A 19,723-nucleotide genomic window follows, 5' to 3' on the forward strand; every position below is an offset into this window, starting at 1 on the left:
CTCTCCTTACAGTTCGATATAGCAGCCGGCCCAGGTAAAGCCTGCACCAAATCCGCTCAGAACGATTTTCATACCCGGCTGCAGCAAGCCCTTCTCACTCATTTCTCCCAGAGCGAGCGGAATGCTTGCGGCCGAGGTGTTTCCATATTCCTCTATATTGATATACACATGCTCTTTGTCGATGTGCATGCGTTTGCATACGTTGTTGATGATTCTCACATTTGCCTGATGCGGTACGATCCAGTCGATATCCTCGATGCGTTCCCCTGCCTGTTTCAGTACATCCTCAATGGCCTCCTGCATGGCTTTCACCGCAAAGCGAAAGGTCGCATTTCCTTCCATGCAGACCACGGAGGGCTGATAGGGCTGTTCTGAGAACAAGGGTCTTGGTTTGGGGGCATCACTGTGAATCACACCGGCGGCATCTCCCATACTCCCTGCAAAATGCAGCATACGCTTATTCGTATCCTCCTGCTTCACGATGGCAGCTCCGGCTCCATCCGCAAAAATGATACAGGTGGAGCGATCGTTCCAGTCCAGCTGCTTGGAAATGACCTCGGCACCGATGATAAGGGCACACGTCACCTGTCCTGCCGCAAGCATGGCATGGGCACTCTGCAATGCGTACAGAAAGCCGCTGCATGCCGCATTCAGATCAAACGCCATCATATGCTGTTTGTTCAGACCCAGCTTTTCCTGAATCAGACACGCCGTGGAAGGGGTTGTCTGATCCGGTGTGAAGGTTGCTGTGATGATCAGGTCAATCTCTTTAGGATCAATGCCGGATTTGTCGATTGCCATACGGGCCGCACGTGCACCAAGATCACTCGTATTCTCTTCTTCCGAAATATATCTGGCACGGATTCCCGTTCTGCTGGATATCCATTCGTCATTCGTATCGACAAAGGTGCTCAGATCCTCATTGGTAACGCGGCGTTTTGCCAGCGCATAGCCCAGTCCCTTGATGCTACAGCTCTTCATAATTTGCCCCCATCACTCGATATTTTTCATACCGCTTTGCCAGCAGTACCTTTTCCTTTTTCTTGCACAAATCATCCAGAACATTTTCCAGCTGCTCCCGCAGATGCTCGACTACATAGTCAAAGCAGATATGCGCGCCGCCCTTTGGTTCCGCGATAATCGTATCAATGATACCCTTGCGCTTTAAATCCGCTGCCGTAAGCTCCATCACACCGGCCGCCTCTGCCGCTCTGGATTCATCCTTCCACAGAATGCTCGCAAAGCCCTCCGGGGAGAGAATGGAATAGATGGCATGCTCCAGCATCATGATGTGATCCGCAACCGAAAAGGCAAGTGCACCACCGCTGCCGCCTTCACTTAATACGATGGCAAGCACCGGGGTACGGATTTCTGAGAACACTGCCAGACACTGCGCAATGGCTTCCGCCTGTCCGCGCTCCTCGGCACCCTTTCCCGGGTACGCACCCGCAGTATCGACCAGCGTAATGATGGGACGGTGAAACTTCTCCGCCTGCTTTGCCAGTCGGATTGCCTTGCGATAGCCCTCCGGATGCAGCATTCCGAAGTTGCGCTGCATGTTTTCCTCCAGCGTCTTTCCCTTGCTCTGGGCAAGAACGGTTACACTTCTTCCTTGAAAGGTCGCAATGCCGCCCTGACAGGCCGCATCATCTCCATAGCAGCGATCACCATGCAGCTCCATGAAATCCGGAAACAGTGCCCGGATATAGTCTGCAGCCTTTGGACGCTTGGGATGGCGTGCCAGATAAACGGTATCCCAGGCATCCAGCTGCAGCATTGCTTCCTCTCGTAAATGATCGATCTGTAAACGCAGCTCATCGGCGTGAGGATCCATGGCATCCAGCTTTGCCAGCTCGGCTTCCAGAACTGCAATGCTGCTTTCTGCTTCCTTTATGCTCATGATGCTCTCCTTTCGTGCAGCTTCAGGATACGCCGCAAGGTATCCCTGCTGTCCTTTCGCTCCACAATCGCATCCACAAAGCCTTTTTCCAGCAGAAACTCCGCCTTCTGAAAGTTGGCCGGCAGCTCCTCCTTGACCGTGGAGGCGATAACACGTTTTCCCGCAAAGCCGATCAGGCAGTCCGGTTCACTTAGAATGATATCCCCCAGCATGGCGAAGCTTGCGCTTACCCCGCCGGTTGTCGGATGTGTCAGATAGGATATATACAGCAGCCCTGCATCACTGTGCTTCGCAAGTGCCGCACTTGTTTTTGCCATCTGGACAAGAGAGAGGATTCCCTCCTGCATACGCGCTCCGCCGCTTGTCGTAAAAATCAGCAGCGGCAGCTTTTTCTTCGTCGCATATTCGATGCAGCGGGTAATCTTCTCTCCGACGATCTGTCCCATACTGCCCATAAAGAAATTGCTGTCCATCACGGTGATCGCACACGGAAAGCCGCCAATGCTCGCTGCACCGCAGACAACCGCTTCCTGCAGACCTGTTTTCTTCTGCAGGCGGGAAAGCTTCTCCTCATAGCCCGGAAAAGCAAGCTGCTCCTTTTTCAGAAAGAGCCTTCGATCCAGCTCGGTAAAGCTGTTTTCATCCACGATCTGGCGCAGGCGTTCCCGTGCGGTCAGCTTCATGTGATGTCCGCAATGGGGACATACATACAGATTGTGCATAAGATCCTCAAACAGGATACTCTCCTTGCATTGCGGACAGCTTTTATACAGATTATCCGGAGCCTCCAGCGGTTCTCTTACCGGCAGAGTACGGCGTTTTTTAAACAGGTCCAGACGGTTCTTACGTACCTTAAATAATTGTTCCATCCTCTTTCAGCTCCTTTATAAATGATTCCATAAAGCCGGTATCGTAGCGGCCGCCGACAAATGTCGGATGATGCAGTAACAGATACTGAAATTCGATATTGGTTTCCACACCCTCGATCAACAGCTCCTCCAGTGCGGAGCGCATCCGCTTGATGCATTCCAGACGGGTATCCGCATAGGTGATGATTTTGGCAATCATGGAATCATAGTATGGCGGTATGTTATAATCGTTGTATACCGCACTCTCAATGCGCACACGGCGTCCCAGCGGAAAGTTGATAAAGCTCACCTGTCCCGGACTGGGCGCAAAATTATATTTGATATTCTCCGCATTGATACGGCATTCGATGGCATGACCACGGCAGACGATATCCTCCTGCCTATAGGCAAGCTTATGACCATCCGCAATGCGAATCTGCTGCTTGATCAGGTCGATGCCGCATATTTCCTCGGAAATGGTATGCTCCACCTGGATCCGTGTATTCATTTCCATGAAATAGTATTCTCCACGGGCATCCAGCAGAAACTCGATCGTTCCCACACTGTCATAGCCGACACTTTCTGCGGCACGCACGGCATCACGAAGCAGATGTTCACGTACATCTTCCTTTAATATATGGCAGGGCGCCTCCTCCAGCAGCTTCTGGTTGCGTCGCTGACAGGAGCAGTCACGCTCATACAGATGTACGACATTCCCGTGCTTATCCGCCATCAGCTGCACCTCGACGTGCTTCGGCTCAACGATGAATTTTTCCATATAGACGGCGTCATCCCCAAAATTTGCACGGGCCTCCGCTTTCGCCGTATCAAAGGCATCCGCAAGCTCCTCGGCACAATCCGCACGGCGCATTCCGCGTCCGCCTCCTCCGCTGCTTGCCTTGATCAGCACCGGATATCCGATTTTCTCTGCCATGGCTGCGGCATCCTGTACGGTTTCCAACAGATCCTTACTGCCGGGAATGACCGGTACCCCGGCCTCCATCATGCAGCGGCGGGCATTGTTCTTATCTCCCATCTGCTCAATCACATCCGGATTGGGACCGACGAAAATCAGACCACACTGCAGCACCAGTCGGGCGAACTTCGCATTCTCACTCAGAAAGCCAAAGCCCGGATGAATCGCATCACAGGCTGTCATACAGGCTGCGCTTAGGATATTCTTCATATTCAGATAGCTGTCATTGGCTCTTGGACCGCCGATGCATACGGCATAATCCGCAAGCTGAACATGCAGCGCCTCTTTATCGGCAGTGGAATACACCGCAACTGTTTCAATATTCATTTCCTTGCAGGTACGGATGATTCTAATCGCGATTTCTCCACGGTTCGCAATGAGAAGTCGGCGGATCATGCGGCCTCACCGATGCGGATCAGCTCCTGATCAAATTCCACCATCGCTTCATTGGTTATCAGAATCTCCTGTACGATACCATCCATTGGGGAGGGAATTTCATTCATGACCTTCATGGCTTCGATGATACACAGGACATCCCCCTTTTTCACCTGCTGACCGATTTCCACAAACGGCGTTCCTCCCTGGGAGCGGGCATTGTAATAGGTGCCGACAAGCGGCGCCTTCACCCAGGTCCCCGCTGCCTTCTTCACTTCCACTGCAGGAAGCGGTGCAGTCTGTGGTGCTGCTGTCACAGGGGGAAGCGGCTCCGTTTTCACCGGTTCCATATGCACAGCCCTGCTGTCCGCAGCTGCCCCCTTCTCCATTTTTATTTTCATGTCATCCACTTCCAGCTCCATTTTGTGAAGTCCGCTTTCCTCGAAAACGCGGATGATGTCTTGGATCTTATCTGTATTCATGTACTTACCTCCTACGGATTTTAAAAAAGCCAAGGTATCTTGGCTTTTCTCTTGTTTACGCTTTGCTTTCCAGCAGGCTTACGATATCTGCTACGGTAACCAGCTTTGCCAGCTCTTCATCCTCAATGCGTACATCAAATTCTGTTTCCAGCTCCAGAGAAAGCTCCACGGCTGCCAGGGAATCAATTCCCAGATCATCCTTCAGGTTTGCTTCCATTTTAATCATATCTTCGTCGACGTTGATGGCCTCCATCAGTACTTCTTTTACTTTTTCAAACATACTTGTTCCTCCTGTGCAAATTCACTTTGACTGCTACCAGAATAACACTACTGGTAAAGAATGTCAACTATTTTAGTTTTAGATACTAGATTTAAAAGTAAATAATAACCCTAGTATTGATTACTAGGACGATATAATTCGATAATTTTGACGATATGAATCCCAAATACGCAATATGCTTTGAAATTCAAATGGAATTATAGTACTTTGATTGTCAAAAGTAAATAGTTTGAACTTCAAATGTGTATTTTCACATATTTCCCCATAATTAAGAAGACGGTATCTGCCCTGCGCTGCATTTTCATGCACTTCTCCTGCACATACACGGAGAAAGCAGCACCATCCGTCCGACATTACCTGTATTTATAGAGATATTAGGATTGCTTATACATTTGTGAACATATTCACTTCGCCAGGGAAAGGGATTACAATATCTTTAGTACCGGTATGCATGACATGCTCTGTCCATGCATATGGTGGTTGTAAACATAGAGGAAGCACGTGAGGAGGACGACATATGTCATTTCAACTAACACTCGAGGAAGTGAATCAGGTATTCGACACACTTCGGCAAAGCTATCGGATTTATGCTCCCAAGCGACTGAAAAATGCGGGGCGCTACTGCAATACCGATCTCATCCGCTATCAGGAAATCCGCAGTATGGAGGAAATCGAATGGGAACAGCGCAGTGACTATTCCCCGAAGGAGGTTTTCTACCCGATCAACCAGACGCTCTTTCATTTCACAGAGCATTATTTTCTGGAAAGTCAGGCAGATGAAAAGGACCTGCTGATATTTGCACGAAGCTGTGATATTCACGGCATCAAGCGGCTGGATAAGATATTTCTGGAAAACGGGCCGCAGCCGGATTCCTATTATAAACGAATGCGGGACAAGGTGCATTTCATCCTGATGGAATGTCCGGAAAACGGCTGGGAATCCTGTGCCTGCTGTTCCATGGGAACAAATGTCACAGACGAATATGACCTTGCCATGCGTCCGCTGAAGGATGAGGGACGCGTACTGGTGGAATGTCGCAGCGAACAGCTTGCGCGTCTGTTTTCAGCATTTGAACATGCAGAATTTCAGCCGAAATTTGTCAGGGAAAACAAAACGACCATACAGGTGCCGGATATCCGTGAGGATATGGTAGACTCCATCCGTACACTGGATATGTGGAAGGACTATCAGAGCCGCTGTATCGGCTGCGGTGCCTGCAATTCTGTCTGCATCACCTGTTCCTGCTTCAACACGGTGGATACGCCCTATACGGAAAACGGAAAGAGCGGAGAACGCCGCCGGACATGGACCGGCTGTATGAACGATGATTTCACGACGGTAAACGGCGGTCATGCCTTCCGGGATGAGTATAAGGACCGTATGCGCTTTAAAACCATGCACAAGGTATATGATTTCAAAAAACGCTTTGCCACGGACTATCAGATGTGTGTAGGCTGCGGCCGCTGCGATGATATCTGTCCGTCCTATATATCCTTTACGCACATCATCCAGCGTCTTCATGACGAGGTAGAACACATGAAGGAGGAGAAATGATATGAACAACCCATGGCTGCCGCAGAAGCACCGCATCCTGAATATCATAGAGGAAACCGATCTGGAATCCACCTTTGTTGTCGAATTCAGGGATCCGCAGATTCGGCATGGACAGTTTTTCCAGCTTTCTCTGCCAAAGATCGGAGAAGCTCCGATTTCCGTATCCAGCTTTACCGACTCCACCGTGGAATTTACGATTCGCAGAGTCGGCACACTGACCAATGTCCTGTTTGATCTTCACGCAGGGGATGATATCTATATCCGCGGTCCCTATGGCAACGGCTTTCCGCTGGAGGAATTCAAGGGAAAACACATTGCTGTCATCGCCGGAGGTACCGGCGTGTCCCCGGTGCGCAGTACCCTGCATCATTATCTGAACAATCCGCAGGACTGCAGAGATGTTTATGTGATTGCAGGCTTTCGGGATGCACAGCACGTTCTGTTTGAAAACGACCTGCGCCAATGGCGGCAGGCGAAGCATTTCCATACAACGCTGACACTCGATCACGGAGAACGCGAAGGCTTTCAGGAGGGCTTTGCGATGAATTATGTTAAGGATATCCCGTTTCAGGATTTTGGGGAGGAATATGCCGTTATCATTGTCGGTCCTCCCGTCATGATGAAATTCACCGCACAGGAATGTATGAAATACGGCGTGACAGAGGACCATATCTATGTTTCCTTTGAGCGGAAGATGTCCTGCGCCCTTGGAAAATGCGGACACTGTAAAATCAATGAAACGTATGTTTGTCTAGAAGGCCCTGTCTTTCCATATACCAAAGCCAAAGGGCTTGTGGATTAGGAGGTAAACGATATGTCACAGGATATGAATATCAACGCCCTTCGTACCAACTGCTTCCGTCAGTCCAAGGTCAAGGGTGAATACATGCTGCAGATGCGTGTTCCCGGCGGTCTGATACAGGCAAAGTATCTGAGCTTCGTCGAGCATCTGGCAGAAGCATACGGAGACGGCACCTTTCATTTTGGTTCCCGCCAGTGTTTTGCCATCCCCGGCATCAAATATGAGAATATCGATGCCGTCAATAAAGAGCTGAAGGACTATCTGGAGGATGTTGAAATCGCCCAGTGCGGTGTGAAAATGGAAACCGATGCCGGCTTTCCGACCATCGGTGCCCGCAATGTCATGGCCTGTATCGGCGGTATCCACTGTATCAAGGCGAATATCAATACACAGGATATGGCAAAAAAGATCGAACAGGAGGTATTCCCGAGTCATTATCATATCAAGGCTGCGGTTGCCGGCTGTCCGAATGACTGCGCCAAGGGACACTTCAATGATTTTGGAATCATCGGTCTGACAAAGCCGACATATCACAGCGATCTGTGTATAGGCTGCGGCTCCTGCGTAAAGGCCTGCGAATTCCATGCGACAAGAGTGCTCAGTCTGAAAAACGGTAAAATTGAAAAGGATACCTGCTGCTGTGTCGGCTGCGGAGAATGTACGCTGGTATGTCCGACCAATGCCATGCAGCGAAGCCCGAAGCCGTTTTATCGAATTCTGATTGGCGGCCGTACCGGAAAGCAGTACCCGCGAATGGGAAAGACCTTTGCGGATTTCCTGAGTGAGGATGCCGTTCTGGCAATCCTGCGCAACTGGCAGGATTTCTCCGCCGAGGTGCTGAAGGGACAGCCGCGCTATCTGCATGGCGGTCATCTGATTGACATGGCGGGCTATGAAACGTTCAGGGAGCTGATGCTGAAGGAAGTCAAGCTGAATCCCGAGGCAAGAATTGCGGAAAATCTCTATTTCGCAGAAACAGAATATCGGGGAAGAATTCACGTCAAGCCTGTGAAATAATTTTGAGCCTTCCATGATATTCCCTACCTGAAGCATGTTCCCTGTATAGCGATACATCCGGGTATTACTGCCCGGATTTCTTCATTCTGCACACTTTTCTTATTTTTCTTATAATCCATATACTTTTTATACAACATATGATATACTAAAGATAGAAAAGGCAGGAAGGAGGAGCATTTCATGAAACGATCTGATTTCTTCACAATGGAAAACGGAATTCTGCATATCACATCCAACGCTCATATGTATCCCCTATCTACACTGATCAGAACAGAGCTGCTGCTCAGACCACTCAGTCACAATAATCTCAATACAATACTAAACGGCACGCTATTCAGCGGAAACGGCTATGAGCCCTTAAACATCTATCTTCGTCTGCAGTTTCAGGATGGGACAAACGAGGACATGCTGTTAACACCAAAGCCTGTCATTCGCCATAATCTGGATTATTATGAGATTGTACGGCGCGGACGCAAGCTGCAGGAAATACTGAATTACTGGCTTCGGGAGATAGAAGCCACAGGAAAACCTGCGGCACAGCCGCTTTAGGCTTTCTTATTCCGGAATACAATCGCTTATATAAGCAGATTGTAAAAGAGCGGATGCCTGCAGGCATCCGTTTTTTACCGTATACACCTTCCTGCAGTCAGCGTGCAGACAGCACATCATAGCATTTTTTTCCTTTCCTGATAACGCCTGCGTATAAACGAAATCCGCATACTTTTACAGGATTGATTCGCAAATCCGAATTCTTTTCATAAACTGCAGGAAAACATGCTACAATAAGATACTAGAGGAGTGATGTCATGCAGCAGGTTATCATCGTTCTGGCGGATACCACAGAACAAGCAGAGAAAAACGAGGAATTTATTGAGCTGGTACAGGCAGCCGATATGGAAATAAAGGAAACCTTTACACAGAATCTGAAAAGCATTACGCTGAGAACCTATATCGGTACCGGTAAATGTGAGGAAATTCATGCATACCTGCAGGAGCAGGAAATACAACGCGTTGTGTTTAACCACGATCTGAGTCCCTTGCAAATCCGCAATCTGGAGGAAATCCTACAGACGCCGGTCATGGACCGTACAGAGCTCATTCTCGCCATTTTTGAAAGCCGGGCAGTCACACGTACCGCAAGACTGCAAATTGAGTGCGCACAGCTGAAGAAGCTGCTTCCCCGTCTGATCGGTGCCAATACACAGCTGGGAAGACAAAGCGGCAGCGGAAAAAACAAGGGTGCCGGAGAAAAGCAGCTGGAGCTGGATCGAAGAAGAATCAATGCACGGATTCAGGAGCTGCAAAGAGAGCTGAAGAAAATAGAGGCACAGCGCTTCAATCAGCGGCGGGCAAGACAGAAATCCATGCTGCCGCTCGTATCGCTGGTCGGCTATACAAATGCCGGAAAAAGTACCATCATGAATATGCTGCTGGAGCACAGCAGTCCCTATGAGGAGGATAAAAAGGTGCTGGAAAAGGATATGCTGTTTGCCACTCTGGACACCAGTATCCGCCATATCGATCTGCCGGATGGAAAATCCTTTCTGTTGTCCGACACCGTCGGCTTTGTTTCCAATCTCCCTCATGATCTGGTGGAGGCCTTCCATTCCACACTGGAGGAGGTGCAGTATGCTTCCCTTCTGGTTCAGGTCGTAGATGTATCCAGTGAGGAATATGCAAGACAGATGGAGATCACACAGGAAACGCTGCAGCAGATCAAGGCTGCTGACATCCCGATGATTACCGTCTATAATAAGTGCGATCAAAGCGGATATCAATATCCGCAGGTGCATGCGCATGATCTATATATGAGTGCCAGAGAAAAAGCCGGGCTGCAGGAATTACTGGACTTGATCCACAGTCACCTGTATCCGGATGAAAAGCATGTGGAGCTGCATATTCCCTACCAGCAGACCGGTATCTATTCCCTGCTGATGAAGCATGCACATGTCATCAGCCGCAGAGATGAGGAAGATGGTATTCATCTGGATGCAGTGCTATCGGATACGCTGTATCAAAAATACCGCAACTACATCATCAGCCTGAAAGAAGAAGGATGACAACGCTGTATCCAGCATGAATTGCTTTTATGCCCATCGGTTTACAGGATGAGAAAACTGGAGAATCAAAAAAACCACGCAGCCTTGCTGATGCGCAATCTTACAGTATGAAGGCTGACAGCTGATCCAGGACAAAAGCGGATAATCGGTTTACACCGGCTATCCGCTCTTTTTATATGCTATAAATTCATTATCTCTTTTCAATTCCTGTACTAGAAGTCCACCTCTGTATCATAATAGCAGCACTTCAGAAGCTTGACCATTTCCTCCTGACTTGGCTGCCGCGGGTTGCTGCCCGTGCAGGCATCCAGAATGGCATTTGCCGCAATATCCTCAACGCGTGCCAGGAATACGTCTTCACTGACAAAGCCCTCTTCAGCAGGTAATCCATCTTTTCCATAATGTGCGATACAGTGCGGGATATGCAGCGCATCACTCATTTCACGCAGGTAGGCAATCAACAGATCCACCTTTTCCTCATCACTGGAGCCGCCCAGATGCATATAGTCCGCAATCACACCATAGCGCTTTCTGGCTGTTTCATCCTTTGCATTGAATTTGATGACCTTTGGCAGATACATTGCATTTGCCGCACCGTGAATGATGTGTGCGCCCTGATCTGCGAACACTGCCCCTGTTTTATGTGCCATGGAATGAACGATTCCCAGAAGTGCGTTGGAGAAAGCCTGTCCAGCCAGACACTGTGCATCATGCATCGCCGCACGGGAATCCATATCCCCGTTATAGGATTTTACCAGATGCTCCTTGATCATTTCAATCGCATGAATTGCCAGCGGATCGGTAAAGTTGCTGTTGGCTGTGGAAACATAGGCCTCCACGGCATGTGTCATGGCATCCATACCCGTATGTGCGACCAGCTTGATCGGCATCGTCGTTACCAGATCCGGATCGACGATTGCTACATCCGGTGTAATCTCAAAATCCGCAATCGGATATTTAATACCCTTTTGATAATCTGTGATGATGGAGAATGCGGTAACCTCTGTTGCCGTACCGGATGTAGATGAAATTGCACAGAACTGTGCTTTTCTGCGAAGCTTCGGTATACCGAACACCTTGCACATATCCTCAAATGTAATTTCCGGATACTCGTATTTGATCCACATCGCTTTTGCCGCATCGATCGGTGATCCTCCACCCATCGCAACGATCCAGTCCGGTTCAAATGCAAGCATTTCATCCGCTCCGCGCATAACGGTTTCCACTGACGGATCGGATTCGATGCCTTCAAATAAGCGAACCTCCATACCGGCTTCCTTCAAATACGCAACGGCACGATCAAGAAAACCTCCGCGGCGCATGGAACCTCCGCCGACACAAACGATTGCCTTCTTACCTTCCAGTGTCTTCAAAGCCTCCAAAGCACCTTTTCCATGATACATATCTCTTGGCAATGTAAATCTCTGCATGTCTGTTTTCCTCCTTATAGGGCTTACAAAACCCTTTCTATAGTTACATTCTACGCCTAAACCTATCGAAAAACAACCACTTTGTGTATATTTTCACAAGAAATTCATTCTTTCATAAACAGGAGCCGGATCAGAGCGAATATAAAAAAGAGACACCCGCATCGATGCAATGATCGGGTAGCTCTTTCTGACCTTCCAAATAGATTAGGTTATACATAATCCCATCCTTATTCGTGGTATCCTTTGACACATCAACATTATCCCTGCGGCTGACATATGCTGTCTGTTGGATAGGAAAAAAACAGTCACTGTAATGTAAATCGTCTTTCAAAGAAAAGCAGTATCACCTTTTCAGCTTCCCGTAGGTATCGGAAAGCACCGCAATCAGATCACCCGGCTGTATGCTGTAGGCATCCATTCTCTGTATGAGCTCATCTGCCGCGCAGGCATGGACATATACAGCGGCTGCCGCTGCCTGCAGCGCCTCTTTTCCCTGTGCATACAGTCCTGTAAGAATACCGCACAGCACATCCCCGCTGCCCCCCTTGGCAAGTGCATGATTGCCGGCCGTATTCATATACATATCGTCTTTCCTGCAGATGATCGTATGCTGATCCTTTAATACGAGCACGGTATTCTCATACCGCTTCACAAATTCCATGGCACACTTCAGAGGGTCCTTCAGCACTTCCTTCACACTGCAGCCACACAGATAGCTCATTTCCTTCGGGTGCGGTGTCAGGATCGTAACCGCTGGACGATGCAGCAGCTCGATCAGCTTCCCTGCCTCATACAGGGCATCCCCATCCAGCAGACAGGGACGATCACTTTCCAGCACAGCACGAACCATCGCCTGTGTCACCTCACCCCGTCCCATACCGTTTCCAATGGTGATCATATCATATGCATCCAGATTGCGCTTCAACAAATCAACGGAAATCATAGAAAAGCTTCCATTCATTGACGGAGCCGGCAGCAGCATGCTCTCCTCCAGCTTCATGGAAATAATCTCAGAGATGCAATCCGGCAGAAACAGCGTCAGCGTCCCTGTCCCACTCTGCAGCGCAGCCTTCGCCGCAAGCGTTATTGCCCCGTGCATATAGGAGCTGCCTCCAACCATCATCACCCTGCCAAAGCTTCCCTTGTGGGAATGTGCATCCCGCTTTGGAAGAAATGCCCGCACAGTATCCTCATCCAGCAAATGAATGCTGTGTTCGATATTGGCTTTCACAGCTTTGGGAAGCGTTATATTTTTAACGATGATATCCTTGCAATAGCTGCTGCCCGGATACAGCAGCTGTCCCCTTTTCAGACATTCAAAGGTGATGGTTACATCACTTTGTACGGCACAGTTCATAATGCTGCCGGTATCCCCGTTAACTCCACTGGCAATATCGATACTGATGACATGCTTATTCAACAGATTCAGATACAGAATCAAAACATCATAGAAGCCTTCAATATTGCGTGACAGTCCCGTTCCAAACAACGCATCGACAACTACCTGTGCCTCATCCAGTGCCGGCTTGATCATCTCCATGTCCTGCGTCCTCATGATTTCTATACCATAGCTTTCCGCAATTCTGGCATACACAGCCTCATCATGACTCATACGGTCATAAGGAACACTGCAGTGGATACGGACATGTGAATAGCCCTCCTCCACCATGAGACGTGCAAGGGCAAAGCCATCCCCGCCATTATTTCCCGGACCGCACAGGATCATGATTCGGCTGTCCTTTGCGACATGCTCGCGGATATAGTCCATAACCGCCATCGCTGCATGCTCCATCAATATGATACCGGGAATGCCGTATTCATGAATCGCCTCCGCATCCATTTTCCGCATATCCTCTGTATTTACGATTTCCATAAGCTCCCTCCTCACGCTTTCGTTACCTATATTATAATAGCAATCAAAAAAAATTGCATGGAAATTATAAAAGGAAGTGTAAATATAAAGGAATGTTTCATTTGTGAATTTTTTATCTTTTTTCGCTTTGAAACAGTTGTGATGCGGAGAATGTTGCGTTATAATAGTAAACGACTTATAAAGAACCTGTGAGGGATACTATGAAAAAAACAGTTGTATTGGGAGTCAGCGGAGGTATTGCGGCCTTCAAGGCGGCACAGCTGACCAGCAATCTGATCAAGAAAGGGTATGATGTGGAAGTCATTATGACACAGAATGCCACGGAATTCATCACCCCCTTGACCTTTGAATCACTAACAAAGCACAATGTGATGGTTTCCACCTTTGAAAAGGTGGCGGATCGCAGTGTTAAACATATTTCCATTGCACATCGTGCGGATATCTTTGTCCTTGTACCGGCAACCGCAAATGTTATTGCCAAAATTGTTCACGGCCTTGCGGACGACATGCTCACAACGACCTTTCTGGCAGCTGACTGCCCTAAGGTGATCTGCCCTGCAATGAATACCGGCATGTATGAAAATCCAGTCACACAAAAAAATCTGGAAGCCGCAAAAGCACTCGGCTATGAGCTGGTGGAACCGGAGGTTGGATATCTTGCCTGCGGAGATACCGGAAAAGGAAAGCTTGCGGATATCACACATATCGAGGAATGCATTTGCCGTATTTTGGAAACCACCGGACTTCTCAGGGGAAAGCGTGTGCTGGTCACAGCGGGACCAACCCGTGAGGCCCTGGATCCGGTACGCTTTATTTCCAACCATTCCTCCGGGAAGATGGGCTATGAGATTGCCAGAGCAGCCCGTGACATGGGAGCGGATGTAACATTGATCAGCGGTCCTGTCCAGCTGAACGTCCCGCATGGGGTTCGCGTCGTGCAGGTTGTCAGTGCACAGGATATGTTTGAAGCCGTACAGCAGGAATATGCAGACTGCGATATCATTATCAAGGCTGCCGCTGTCGGTGATTACCGCGCACAGAAAACAGAAGAAAACAAAATAAAAAAACAGGGAGAATTTCTGGAAATCACCTTTGTGAAAAACCCGGACATTCTGGCATGGCTGGGTGAGCACAGAGTATCAAATCAGATTATTTGCGGCTTTGCAATGGAAACCGAGCATTTGCTGGAGCATGCTGCTGAAAAGCTGAATAGAAAAAACTGCGATATGATCGTAGCCAATAACCTGCATGAACAGGGAGCCGGTTTTCAGGGGGATACCAATGTGGTTACTCTGCTTCAGAAAAATCATACAGAAACACTGGATCTGATGAGCAAATATGAGGTAGGCGTTGAGATACTTACACGTCTGGCTGCTCTCAGCAAGGAAAGAGGAGAAGCCTGATGTTAGTAGTCATTGATATAGGAAACACGAATATTACAATCGGAATCTATCACGGGGATAAGCTGATCGGCAATTATCGCCTGACAACCAAAATGAAACGCACAAGCGATGAATACGGGTTTATGGTCATGAACTTTCTAAATGCCTCCAAGGTACAGCCTGCGGATATAAAAGATGTCATCGTATCCAGTGTCGTACCGAAAATCATGCATTCCTTCCTGAATGGAATCCGCAAATATATGCATAAGGAGCCGATTTTGGTAGGTCCCGGAATCAAAACCGGTATCTCTGTAAAGGCTGAAAATCCAAAGGCCGTCGGTGCCGACCGTATCGTGGATGCAGCCGGAGCCTATTATGAATATGGAGGTCCGTGTCTGGTTGTCGATTATGGCACAGCCACCACCTTCGATTATGTGGATGCGAATGGAAATTTCGAATACGGTGTCATCACTCTGGGAATTGAAACCGGAGCACAGGCAATGTGGACACAGGCGGCCAAGCTTCCGGAAATTGAAATCAAAAAACCCGCAAGCATTCTGGCGAAGACAACAACAACAAGCATGCAGGCCGGACTGGTTTACGGCTATATCGGACAAAGTGAATACATTATCAAGGAATTCAAAAAGGCACTGGGCGTTGACATGAAGGTCATCGCTACCGGCGGCCTTGGGAAAATTATATATAAGAATACGGATGAAATTGATATCTATGATCGTAATCTGACCTTCAAGGGTCTGAAATACATTTACGAAAAGTATACTACAGAGAAAAAGAAATAGGTTAATGCAGTAAAAAAGTTTATTCCCTGATTGCGGGTAATTCAAAACATCGAGAATGTGAAATGATTGTTTTAATCCATAGAATTTGAATTCTCCCTTTTGTAAACAACCTAAAACAGGATAGAACCATAAAAAATACGTCTGCTCTTCAAGAAGAGGCTATGACTATCGTGCAGCTTACAACGCCACAAAGTCATACGACGTATTTTTTTATTTGGAAAACCTCCGTATTTACATCCATGTGATGTGTGTTACAGCCTTCCTTTATTTCAAAAGCTTCTTCATATAAATCACATCCTCCATCGGATTGTCATAGTACGGCTCCGTTTCCTGAAAGCCGAGGCCTTTATACAGCCGGATGGCACTTTGTAAGGGCTCGATCGTATCCAGTACCATGCACGAATAGCCATCATCCTTCGCAAGCAAAAGAAGCGTTTCCACCAGCTTCTGTCCGATTCCCTGGCCCTGATAGGACGGTTTTACATACAGCCGTTTCATTTCACAGCATTCCTTTCTCAGGCGATGATACGCTACACAGCCGGAAACACAACCGTCATCCGCAACAGCAGCCAGCAGTCTTCCTTCTGTTCCACTGTATTTGCGTAATAAATCACGCAGTTCTTCCTCCAGCTTTTGAAAGCTTAGATCCCTTCCCAGCATCTGCGTGTATTCCCGAATCAGCTGTTCGACTTCCATCAGACAGGTTGTTCCATCAATCATATTCATAAATTCATCTCCCTGCTAATAACCATATTCTATATTCTGAAAGCATTGTTTCATAACAGTATTGTACTATCTGCATTCCGCATTTTCTACCCTTTCTCAATCTTTTTAGGTTTGTATGCTGTGTCTGCATCTGTGTGGTATAATACAAATAAAGACGAGGAGTTGATTACATGAAACGATTGCCGATAGGCGTGGAAGATTTTAAAAAAATGATCGATAAAAACTTTTATTACATAGATAAAACAGATTTTATTAATGATGTCTTACATGAAGAAGTCGTTTTATATACAAGACCACGCCGGTTTGGTAAGACACTGAATATGAGCACGCTGTACTACTTCTTTTCCATTAAGCAAAAAGAAAACGCTTATCTCTTTAACGGCTTAAATATTATGAAACGGCGTGATGCTGTTGAGCATCTAAACAAATATCCTGTCATCATGATTTCTTTAAAGGAAATGAAGCAAACCACCTTTGAAAAGCAATTGGAAATGTATAGTGTTTTCATACGTGATATCATCCGCAGAAATCAGGAGTTACTGGAAAGTGAACAGATCAATGCGATTGACAAGGAACTGCTGACTGCATATTACATGGGAACAAAGAATGAAGTCAGCCTGCAGACAGCGCTGAAATTCCTTTGCGAGTGTCTTCAGCAGCATTATCATCAAAACGTTATCCTGTTGATTGACGAATACGATGTACCCTTGCAAAGTGCCTATCTGCATGGCTATTATGATCAAATGGTGGAATTTTTAAGAAATGTTTTCAGTGCTGCATTAAAAACAAACGATGCCTTGGAAAAAGGGGTATTAACAGGCTGTCTGAGGATTGCAAAAGAATCAATTTTTACAGGTCTAAACAACTTCAAGGTTAATTCTATTTTCGATGGCGATGAAAACCAGCAATTTGGATTCATGCAGAATGAAATTGATATATTACTTGAGAAATATGATGCTCTGGAGTACAGGTATAACATAAAGGAATGGTACGATGGTTATCAGTTTGGTGGCTGTGATGTGTATAATCCATGGAGTGTCCTGATGTATATGGACCGTTTGACGAACTCCAATAACAAATCACCTGAATCCTTCTGGGCAAATACGAGTGGTAATGATGTGATATATCGTTTCATACAGCAGGGGAATGCGGAAATGAAACAGGATTTTGACATCTTGTCCAGCGGCGGCATGATTGAAAAAACAATCAAACCGGAGCTGACGTATCGGGAACTGGATGATACAGACAATTTATACAGCTTTCTGTTGTTTACCGGCTATCTGAAGGCTATAAGCAAAACGGACACAAACACCTATCAGCTTATGATTCCCAATAAAGAAATACAGTACATCTACACAACCATTTTTGAAGAATGGTTTAAGCAGCAGATCAAGAGCTATCAGGCATCGTTTCTGGAAGCACTTTTGCAGGAGCATGTGGAAGAAGCAAATGAAATTCTGAATACCGTATTATTTCAATCCATGAGCTATTTTGACTATGACGAGAAGTATTATCATGGATTTCTAAACGGCATGCTGCAGGGGAAGGGCAGCTATCGCATTGTTTCCAACCAGGAATCCGGTTTTGGAAGATGCGACCTTGCAGTTCTACCGGCGTATAACAAGAACAGAGGACTGCTGCTTGAATTAAAGGTGGCAAAGCGTGAAGAGGATGTGGAAAAGAGTGCAGAGGTGGCAATACAACAGATCAAAGAAAAGCAGTATATCGAGGGTCTGCACAGAAAGGGCTATACCGACATTCTCGGATACGGCATCGCCTTCTATAAGAAAACCTGTACGATCAAAAGGGTTAAATAAAAACTACTATCTGCTTATTGCAGGAAAACTACACAAACATGTTTAAATTCTCACATTATAAAAAGCTTCTGGTAGAATCCCCATATACCAGAAGCTTTTTTTACCTATACTGAATGTCTGAAAAGGACTGCTGTGTACTGGCGGCACAAAGCGCAGCATAACAGGCTGAATAATCGCATGTATCTCTTCAGCTTCCAGTAACAGCCACTGAAATGCGATACCGGATATCAAAGCCTGCTGATTTCAACCAGAATCCTCTGCCCGAGAAACTGTTCATATGCCTGTATCCAGATATGCAGACTCTTGGTGTCTATGTCTGTGAACAGTGTGATATGCAGCTCATTCACCGTTTTACGCTTCTTTGACCTCCAGATACCGCAAATCCTTCCACACTGAATCACAACACCGGGATTTTGCACTGTTTTCCATACCATGTGCTGTAATTTACAATCCTCCAGAAGCAAAGAGCGGTCCCAAAGGTCGAGAAAAGGATCATGTGGAGAAAGCAGTCGTACAGCTTCATCTGTCTGTTGCTTTTCATAGGTATCCTTGTTCCAGATCGAATACTCTCTTTCCTGATACCTCACAGAAACACGTTCATGCTCAGAAAGTGCCCATAGACGCCTTGCCTGCGGCAGCTCCATCCCTGTCCATTTCGCAAAGCCCTTTACATCGCCGGGGCCGTATGCATGGAGAAACCGGCAAACCAGTGCGCAGCACGCAGCATCACTGATACCGCCCGTTTTCGAAGCTGCGTTAGGAAAGGCTGCAAATGTAGGTGAGCCCTTCTGTCTGGGTCCAAAGGCGATTCCCCTTTGAAAGGAAGCCGGCCGCAGCAAAAAGGAAACAATCGCCTCTCCATACAGCTGCCCTTTCGCAAATGGAGAAGCAGACAGCCACAGAGAGTGCAGGGAGGCGGGAATGCGTTGAAGCATGGCAGCAGCCAGCACCTGATCCAGTCGCTGCTTGGACACAACCGGCTCCTTCTCCAGTACCTGCAGGCATTGCATCAGCTCCTGCAACAGCACCGAAAAAGGAACACCGATTTCTTTCTGACAACAGCGCAGCCCGTTTGTATAGATCCAGGACTCCCCTTCCTCTGCACAAAGTGCATCCAGATACACCGCTGCATCATGAAGCGGAAAAATCCACGGTGCACCACGCAGACTCCATGCCTGCATAATCCCCCTGCCCTCATCCAGTTCCTGCTGCAGCTGCCATGCACTGCATGAGCGCAGCCGGTTAAACGCCGCACACAGCCACGTACCGGGGGGACTGTTCTGAAACCCGCATACCCCCGCCGCTTCTGGTAAAGAATCTGCCGGAGTAACCAGATGATGTGCCTGAAAAAGATGGCTTCGTACCTCTTCCCTTGTGATGGTTCGCATAAGCAGCCTCCC

General features: G+C 47.6%; 18 protein-coding genes. 8 read left to right on the plus strand and 10 right to left on the minus strand.

Annotation, left to right across the window (positions count from 1 at the left end; genetic code table 11):
- Positions 1–6: 6 nt before the first annotated feature.
- Genes ACG3M1_RS16390 through ACG3M1_RS16415 form a run of 6 tightly spaced genes read right to left on the minus strand, consistent with a single transcriptional unit; the run spans position 7 to position 4,861 of the window.
- A complete protein-coding gene (locus ACG3M1_RS16390; protein WP_008817873.1) occupies positions 7–981 on the minus strand; it encodes a beta-ketoacyl-ACP synthase III in 975 nt (324 codons plus the stop codon).
- Complete coding sequence (locus ACG3M1_RS16395; protein ID WP_395814325.1) at positions 968–1,900, minus strand: acetyl-CoA carboxylase carboxyltransferase subunit alpha; 933 nt, start codon at positions 1,898–1,900, stop codon at positions 968–970. The genes ACG3M1_RS16390 and ACG3M1_RS16395 overlap by 14 nt, the downstream gene beginning before the upstream one ends.
- Positions 1,897–2,736 carry an acetyl-CoA carboxylase, carboxyltransferase subunit beta gene (gene accD, locus ACG3M1_RS16400; RefSeq protein ID WP_395815458.1) on the minus strand — a complete coding sequence of 280 codons (840 nt, stop codon included), beginning with the start codon at positions 2,734–2,736 and terminating at the stop codon, positions 1,897–1,899. The genes ACG3M1_RS16395 and accD overlap by 4 nt, the downstream gene beginning before the upstream one ends.
- A gap of 16 nt (positions 2,737–2,752) precedes the next feature.
- The gene (gene accC / locus ACG3M1_RS16405) at positions 2,753–4,120 is read right to left on the minus strand and encodes an acetyl-CoA carboxylase biotin carboxylase subunit (protein WP_395814328.1); all 1,368 of its coding nucleotides are present in this window, start codon (positions 4,118–4,120) and stop codon (positions 2,753–2,755) included.
- The gene (gene accB / locus ACG3M1_RS16410) at positions 4,117–4,581 is read right to left on the minus strand and encodes an acetyl-CoA carboxylase biotin carboxyl carrier protein (protein WP_100933650.1); all 465 of its coding nucleotides are present in this window, start codon (positions 4,579–4,581) and stop codon (positions 4,117–4,119) included. Before accB ends, accC begins: the two co-directional genes overlap by 4 nt.
- A gap of 55 nt (positions 4,582–4,636) precedes the next feature.
- The gene (locus tag ACG3M1_RS16415) at positions 4,637–4,861 is read right to left on the minus strand and encodes an acyl carrier protein (RefSeq protein WP_002609679.1); all 225 of its coding nucleotides are present in this window, start codon (positions 4,859–4,861) and stop codon (positions 4,637–4,639) included.
- A gap of 517 nt (positions 4,862–5,378) precedes the next feature.
- Between ACG3M1_RS16415 and asrA the strand changes: the two genes are divergently transcribed.
- The 5 genes from asrA to hflX all read left to right on the plus strand — a co-directional run bounded on the left by asrA (position 5,379) and on the right by hflX (position 10,295).
- Positions 5,379–6,416: an anaerobic sulfite reductase subunit AsrA gene (gene asrA, locus ACG3M1_RS16420; protein ID WP_008817879.1), complete on the plus strand. Its 1,038-nt coding sequence runs from the start codon at positions 5,379–5,381 to the stop codon at positions 6,414–6,416.
- Position 6,417: 1 nt separating this feature from the next.
- Positions 6,418–7,218 (plus strand): anaerobic sulfite reductase subunit AsrB, encoded by an 801-nt coding sequence (asrB, locus tag ACG3M1_RS16425; protein WP_009588553.1) that lies wholly within the window; start codon positions 6,418–6,420, stop codon positions 7,216–7,218.
- A gap of 12 nt (positions 7,219–7,230) precedes the next feature.
- A complete protein-coding gene (gene asrC, locus ACG3M1_RS16430; RefSeq protein ID WP_008817881.1) occupies positions 7,231–8,235 on the plus strand; it encodes a sulfite reductase subunit C in 1,005 nt (334 codons plus the stop codon).
- A 180-nt stretch (positions 8,236–8,415) separates the two neighbouring features.
- Entirely contained in the window at positions 8,416–8,784 is a 369-nt protein-coding gene (locus ACG3M1_RS16435) for a hypothetical protein (protein ID WP_008817882.1), read from the plus strand.
- 257 nt (positions 8,785–9,041) lie between these two features.
- Positions 9,042–10,295, plus strand: a complete 1,254-nt coding sequence (gene hflX / locus ACG3M1_RS16440) for a GTPase HflX (protein WP_008817883.1) — start codon at positions 9,042–9,044, stop codon at positions 10,293–10,295.
- Between the two features lie 212 nt (positions 10,296–10,507).
- Here the strand turns inward: hflX and ACG3M1_RS16445 are convergent, their stop codons facing one another.
- Positions 10,508–11,725 carry an iron-containing alcohol dehydrogenase gene (locus ACG3M1_RS16445; RefSeq protein ID WP_008817884.1) on the minus strand — a complete coding sequence of 406 codons (1,218 nt, stop codon included), beginning with the start codon at positions 11,723–11,725 and terminating at the stop codon, positions 10,508–10,510.
- Between the two features lie 343 nt (positions 11,726–12,068).
- Positions 12,069–13,598, minus strand: coding sequence for a bifunctional ADP-dependent NAD(P)H-hydrate dehydratase/NAD(P)H-hydrate epimerase (locus tag ACG3M1_RS16450; protein WP_008817885.1), 1,530 nt, complete (start codon positions 13,596–13,598; stop codon positions 12,069–12,071).
- Between the two features lie 200 nt (positions 13,599–13,798).
- Between ACG3M1_RS16450 and coaBC the strand changes: the two genes are divergently transcribed.
- Both coaBC and ACG3M1_RS16460 read left to right on the plus strand, forming a co-directional pair.
- On the plus strand, positions 13,799–15,001 hold the full coding sequence (coaBC, locus tag ACG3M1_RS16455; protein ID WP_008817886.1) for a bifunctional phosphopantothenoylcysteine decarboxylase/phosphopantothenate--cysteine ligase CoaBC: 1,203 nt from the start codon (positions 13,799–13,801) through the stop codon (positions 14,999–15,001).
- Positions 15,001–15,780, plus strand: a complete 780-nt coding sequence (locus tag ACG3M1_RS16460; protein ID WP_002609663.1) for a type III pantothenate kinase — start codon at positions 15,001–15,003, stop codon at positions 15,778–15,780. Before coaBC ends, ACG3M1_RS16460 begins: the two co-directional genes overlap by 1 nt.
- Positions 15,781–16,044: 264 nt before the next feature.
- Here the strand turns inward: ACG3M1_RS16460 and ACG3M1_RS16465 are convergent, their stop codons facing one another.
- Complete coding sequence (locus tag ACG3M1_RS16465; protein ID WP_009270841.1) at positions 16,045–16,506, minus strand: GNAT family N-acetyltransferase; 462 nt, start codon at positions 16,504–16,506, stop codon at positions 16,045–16,047.
- A 170-nt stretch (positions 16,507–16,676) separates the two neighbouring features.
- On the opposite strand from ACG3M1_RS16465, the gene ACG3M1_RS16470 reads away from it, so the two are divergent.
- The gene (locus ACG3M1_RS16470) at positions 16,677–18,323 is read left to right on the plus strand and encodes an AAA family ATPase (protein ID WP_008817888.1); all 1,647 of its coding nucleotides are present in this window, start codon (positions 16,677–16,679) and stop codon (positions 18,321–18,323) included.
- Between the two features lie 227 nt (positions 18,324–18,550).
- On the opposite strand, the gene ACG3M1_RS16475 is transcribed toward ACG3M1_RS16470, so the two are convergent.
- Complete coding sequence (locus ACG3M1_RS16475; protein WP_008817889.1) at positions 18,551–19,711, minus strand: DNA glycosylase AlkZ-like family protein; 1,161 nt, start codon at positions 19,709–19,711, stop codon at positions 18,551–18,553.
- Positions 19,712–19,723 lie beyond the last annotated feature (12 nt).

This window comes from Clostridium sp. 10cd*, from assembly GCF_044336395.1.
GTDB classification, from domain to species: domain Bacteria; phylum Bacillota_I; class Bacilli_A; order Erysipelotrichales; family Erysipelotrichaceae; genus Clostridium_AQ; species Clostridium_AQ innocuum.